This is a genomic window from Yersinia sp. Marseille-Q5920 (genome assembly GCF_946902935.1).
GTDB classification, from domain to species: Bacteria; Pseudomonadota; Gammaproteobacteria; order Enterobacterales; family Enterobacteriaceae; genus Yersinia; species Yersinia rochesterensis.
Genome location: NZ_CAMPQA010000023.1, coordinates 1 through 5,166, shown reverse-complemented (window position 1 = coordinate 5,166; position 5,166 = coordinate 1). Strand labels below are relative to the sequence as shown.

The window sequence follows — 5,166 nt, the reverse complement described above, 5'->3', positions numbered from 1 at the left end:
TCAGGTGGGTCCACCGCGCTATGGCCGCCAGGCAAATTCTGTTTCAATTAACCCGCTATGCAATATCACACAGCCAGCCAATCCAATCTCGGAACTTCGCTGAAAATCTTAATTTCTCTCAAATCACCAAAACACCTTCGGTGTTGTAAGGTTAAGCCTCACGGATCATTAGTACTGGTTAGCTCAATGCATCGCTGCACTTACACACCCAGCCTATCAACGTCATAGTCTTTAACGTTCCTTCAGGGGGCTTAAAGCCCCAGGGAAGACTCATCTCGAGGCAAGTTTCCCGCTTAGATGCTTTCAGCGGTTATCTCTTCCGAATTTAGCTACCGGGCAATGCCATTGGCATGACAACCCGAACACCAGTGATTCGTCCACTCCGGTCCTCTCGTACTAGGAGCAGCCCCTCTCAATCTTCCAACGCCCACGGCAGATAGGGACCGAACTGTCTCACGACGTTCTAAACCCAGCTCGCGTACCACTTTAAATGGCGAACAGCCATACCCTTGGGACCTACTTCAGCCCCAGGATGTGATGAGCCGACATCGAGGTGCCAAACACCGCCGTCGATATGAACTCTTGGGCGGTATCAGCCTGTTATCCCCGGAGTACCTTTTATCCGTTGAGCGATGGCCCTTCCATTCAGAACCACCGGATCACTAAGACCTACTTTCGTACCTGCTCGAGCCGTCACTCTCGCAGTCAAGCTAGCTTATGCCTTTGCACTAACCTCACGATGTCCGACCGTGATTAGCTAACCTTCGTGCTCCTCCGTTACTCTTTGGGAGGAGACCGCCCCAGTCAAACTACCCACCAGACACTGTCCTCACCCCGGATTACGGGGCCGAGTTAGAACATCAAACATTAAAGGGTGGTATTTCAAGGTTGGCTCCATGCAGACTGGCGTCCACACTTCAATGCCTCCCACCTATCCTACACATCAAGGCTCAATGTTCAGTGTCAAGCTATAGTAAAGGTTCACGGGGTCTTTCCGTCTTGCCGCGGGTACACTGCATCTTCACAGCGAGTTCAATTTCACTGAGTCTCGGGTGGAGACAGCCTGGCCATCATTACGCCATTCGTGCAGGTCGGAACTTACCCGACAAGGAATTTCGCTACCTTAGGACCGTTATAGTTACGGCCGCCGTTTACTGGGGCTTCGATCAAGAGCTTCGCCTTGCGGCTGACCCCATCAATTAACCTTCCAGCACCGGGCAGGCGTCACACCGTATACGTCCACTTTCGTGTTTGCACAGTGCTGTGTTTTTATTAAACAGTTGCAGCCAGCTGGTATCTGCGACTGGCTTCGGCGCCGGGAGCAAGTCCCATTACCTAATGCCAGCGTGCCTTCTCCCGAAGTTACGGCACCATTTTGCCTAGTTCCTTCACCCGAGTTCTCTCAAGCGCCTGAGTATTCTCTACCTGACCACCTGTGTCGGTTTGGGGTACGATTTAATGTTACCTGATGCTTAGAGGCTTTTCCTGGAAGCTTGGCATCAACTACTTCATCACCGTAGTGACTCGTCATCACACCTCAGCGTTGATAAGCAACCGGATTTACCAAGTCGCTCCGCCTACATGCTTAAACCGGGACAACCGTCGCCCGGCTAGCCTAGCCTTCTCCGTCCCCCCTTCGCAGTAACACCAAGTACAGGAATATTAACCTGTTTCCCATCGACTACGCTTTTCAGCCTCGCCTTAGGGGTCGACTCACCCTGCCCCGATTAACGTTGGACAGGAACCCTTGGTCTTCCGGCGTGCGGGTTTTTCACCCGCATTATCGTTACTTATGTCAGCATTCGCACTTCTGATACCTCCAGCAACCCTCACAGGTCACCTTCAACGGCTTACAGAACGCTCCCCTACCCAACAACACCTGAGTGTCGCTGCCGCAGCTTCGGTGCATGGTTTAGCCCCGTTACATCTTCCGCGCAGGCCGACTCGACCAGTGAGCTATTACGCTTTCTTTAAATGATGGCTGCTTCTAAGCCAACATCCTGGCTGTCTATGCCTTCCCACATCGTTTCCCACTTAACCATGACTTTGGGACCTTAGCTGGCGGTCTGGGTTGTTTCCCTCTTCACGACGGACGTTAGCACCCGCCGTGTGTCTCCCGTGATAACATTCTTCGGTATTCGGAGTTTGCATCGGTTTGGTAAGTCGGGATGACCCCCTAGCCGAAACAGTGCTCTACCCCCGAAGATGAGTTCACGAGGCGCTACCTAAATAGCTTTCGGGGAGAACCAGCTATCTCCCGGTTTGATTGGCCTTTCACCCCCAGCCACAAGTCATCCGCTAATTTTTCAACATTAGTCGGTTCGGTCCTCCAGTTAGTGTTACCCAACCTTCAACCTGCCCATGGCTAGATCACCGGGTTTCGGGTCTATACCTTGCAACTAGACGCCCAGTTAAGACTCGGTTTCCCTACGGCTCCCCTATTCGGTTAACCTTGCTACAAAATATAAGTCGCTGACCCATTATACAAAAGGTACGCAGTCACACCACGAAGGTGCTCCCACTGCTTGTACGTACACGGTTTCAGGTTCTATTTCACTCCCCTCGCCGGGGTTCTTTTCGCCTTTCCCTCACGGTACTGGTTCACTATCGGTCAGTCAGGAGTATTTAGCCTTGGAGGATGGTCCCCCCATATTCAGACAGGATGTCACGTGTCCCGCCCTACTCATCGAGTTCACAGCAAGTGTGTTTTTGTGTACGGGAGTATCACCCTGTACCCTGCGACTTTCCAGACGCTTCCACTAACACACAAACTGATTCAGACTCTGGGCTCCTCCCCGTTCGCTCGCCGCTACTAGGGGAATCTCGGTTGATTTCTTTTCCTCGGGGTACTTAGATGTTTCAGTTCCCCCGGTTCGCCTTGCATGGCTATGTATTCACCATGCAATAGTGCAACGAATTGCACTGGGTTTCCCCATTCGGGTATCGTCGGTTATAACGGTTCATATCACCTTACCGACGCTTTTCGCAGATTAGCACGCCCTTCATCGCCTCTGACTGCCTAGGCATCCACCGTGTACGCTTAGTCGCTTAACCTCACAACCCGAAGGTGTCTTTGCAGACAACTTGCGTTGCGATTATTTGAGAGACTCTAATACAGGTTAATCCTTATCTCAGTACATCTACGGAGAGATAAGTTTCAGCTGTATTGTTTCAATTTTCAGCTTGTTCCAGATTGTTAAAGAGCAATATCTTAAACACGACTTGGTAAAGTCATCTTTAAGATATTCAGTTGATAATGTCTTTCACACATTATCGGATTGGCGTCCCCAAGGGGATTCGAACCCCTGTTACAGCCGTGAAAGGGCAGTGTCCTAGGCCTCTAGACGATGGGGACACGAAGTTCCGATTAAACCGAAATCTAACCGTTTCGCATCAGCATGAGTCGAAACTCACGACATCAACAGGTGCTCTTGCTCATTTACATTCATCAGACAATCTGTGTGGACACTACGCAATGCGTATCGTTAGGTAAGGAGGTGATCCAACCGCAGGTTCCCCTACGGTTACCTTGTTACGACTTCACCCCAGTCATGAATCACAAAGTGGTAAGCGCCCTCCCGAAGGTTAAGCTACCTACTTCTTTTGCAACCCACTCCCATGGTGTGACGGGCGGTGTGTACAAGGCCCGGGAACGTATTCACCGTAGCATTCTGATCTACGATTACTAGCGATTCCGACTTCATGGAGTCGAGTTGCAGACTCCAATCCGGACTACGACAGACTTTATGTGGTCCGCTTGCTCTCGCGAGTTCGCTTCACTTTGTATCTGCCATTGTAGCACGTGTGTAGCCCTACTCGTAAGGGCCATGATGACTTGACGTCATCCCCACCTTCCTCCGGTTTGTCACCGGCAGTCTCCCTTGAGTTCCCACCATTACGTGCTGGCAACAAAGGATAAGGGTTGCGCTCGTTGCGGGACTTAACCCAACATTTCACAACACGAGCTGACGACAGCCATGCAGCACCTGTCTCACAGTTCCCGAAGGCACCGAAGCATCTCTGCTAAGTTCTGTGGATGTCAAGAGTAGGTAAGGTTCTTCGCGTTGCATCGAATTAAACCACATGCTCCACCGCTTGTGCGGGCCCCCGTCAATTCATTTGAGTTTTAACCTTGCGGCCGTACTCCCCAGGCGGTCGACTTAACGCGTTAGCTCCGGAAGCCACGCCTCAAGGGCACAACCTCCAAGTCGACATCGTTTACAGCGTGGACTACCAGGGTATCTAATCCTGTTTGCTCCCCACGCTTTCGCACCTGAGCGTCAGTCTTTGTCCAGGGGGCCGCCTTCGCCACCGGTATTCCTCCAGATCTCTACGCATTTCACCGCTACACCTGGAATTCTACCCCCCTCTACAAGACTCTAGCTTGCCAGTTTCAAATGCAGTTCCCACGTTAAGCGCGGGGATTTCACATCTGACTTAACAAACCGCCTGCGTGCGCTTTACGCCCAGTAATTCCGATTAACGCTTGCACCCTCCGTATTACCGCGGCTGCTGGCACGGAGTTAGCCGGTGCTTCTTCTGCGAGTAACGTCAATCAACCGTGCTATTAACACGACTGCCTTCCTCCTCGCTGAAAGTGCTTTACAACCCGAAGGCCTTCTTCACACACGCGGCATGGCTGCATCAGGCTTGCGCCCATTGTGCAATATTCCCCACTGCTGCCTCCCGTAGGAGTCTGGACCGTGTCTCAGTTCCAGTGTGGCTGGTCATCCTCTCAGACCAGCTAGGGATCGTCGCCTAGGTGAGCCATTACCCCACCTACTAGCTAATCCCATCTGGGCACATCCGATGGCGTGAGGCCCGAAGGTCCCCCACTTTGCTCTTGCGAGGTCATGCGGTATTAGCTACCGTTTCCAGTAGTTATCCCCCTCCATCAGGCAGTTTCCCAGACATTACTCACCCGTCCGCCGCTCGCCGGCAAAGTAGTAAACTACTTCCCGCTGCCGCTCGACTTGCATGTGTTAGGCCTGCCGCCAGCGTTCAATCTGAGCCATGATCAAACTCTTCAATTTAAGATTTGTTTGATTTGCTATGAGTTAACATAGCGATGCTCAAAGATTACTTTCTGCAAATATGCATTCGAACCGAAGTTCAAATGTGTACTGCTTTGGTCACTCTTCAAGACTTTGATATTTCTTCTGCCTG

At 51.6% G+C, this 5,166-nt stretch carries 1 tRNA gene and 2 rRNA genes; all 3 read right to left on the bottom strand.

The annotated features are described in order from the left end of the window. Window positions 1–147: 147 nt before the first annotated feature. The 3 genes from OVO64_RS20300 to OVO64_RS20290 all read right to left on the bottom strand — a co-directional run bounded on the left by OVO64_RS20300 (window position 148) and on the right by OVO64_RS20290 (window position 5,033). Window positions 148–3,054, bottom strand: a 23S ribosomal RNA gene (locus OVO64_RS20300). 225 nt (window positions 3,055–3,279) lie between these two features. Beyond that, a tRNA-Glu gene (locus OVO64_RS20295) sits at window positions 3,280–3,355 on the bottom strand. Window positions 3,356–3,490: 135 nt separating this feature from the next. Beyond that, window positions 3,491–5,033: ribosomal RNA gene (locus OVO64_RS20290) — 16S ribosomal RNA — on the bottom strand. Together the 16S and 23S rRNA genes with 1 tRNA gene alongside form the textbook arrangement of a ribosomal RNA operon. Window positions 5,034–5,166: the final 133 nt, after the last annotated feature.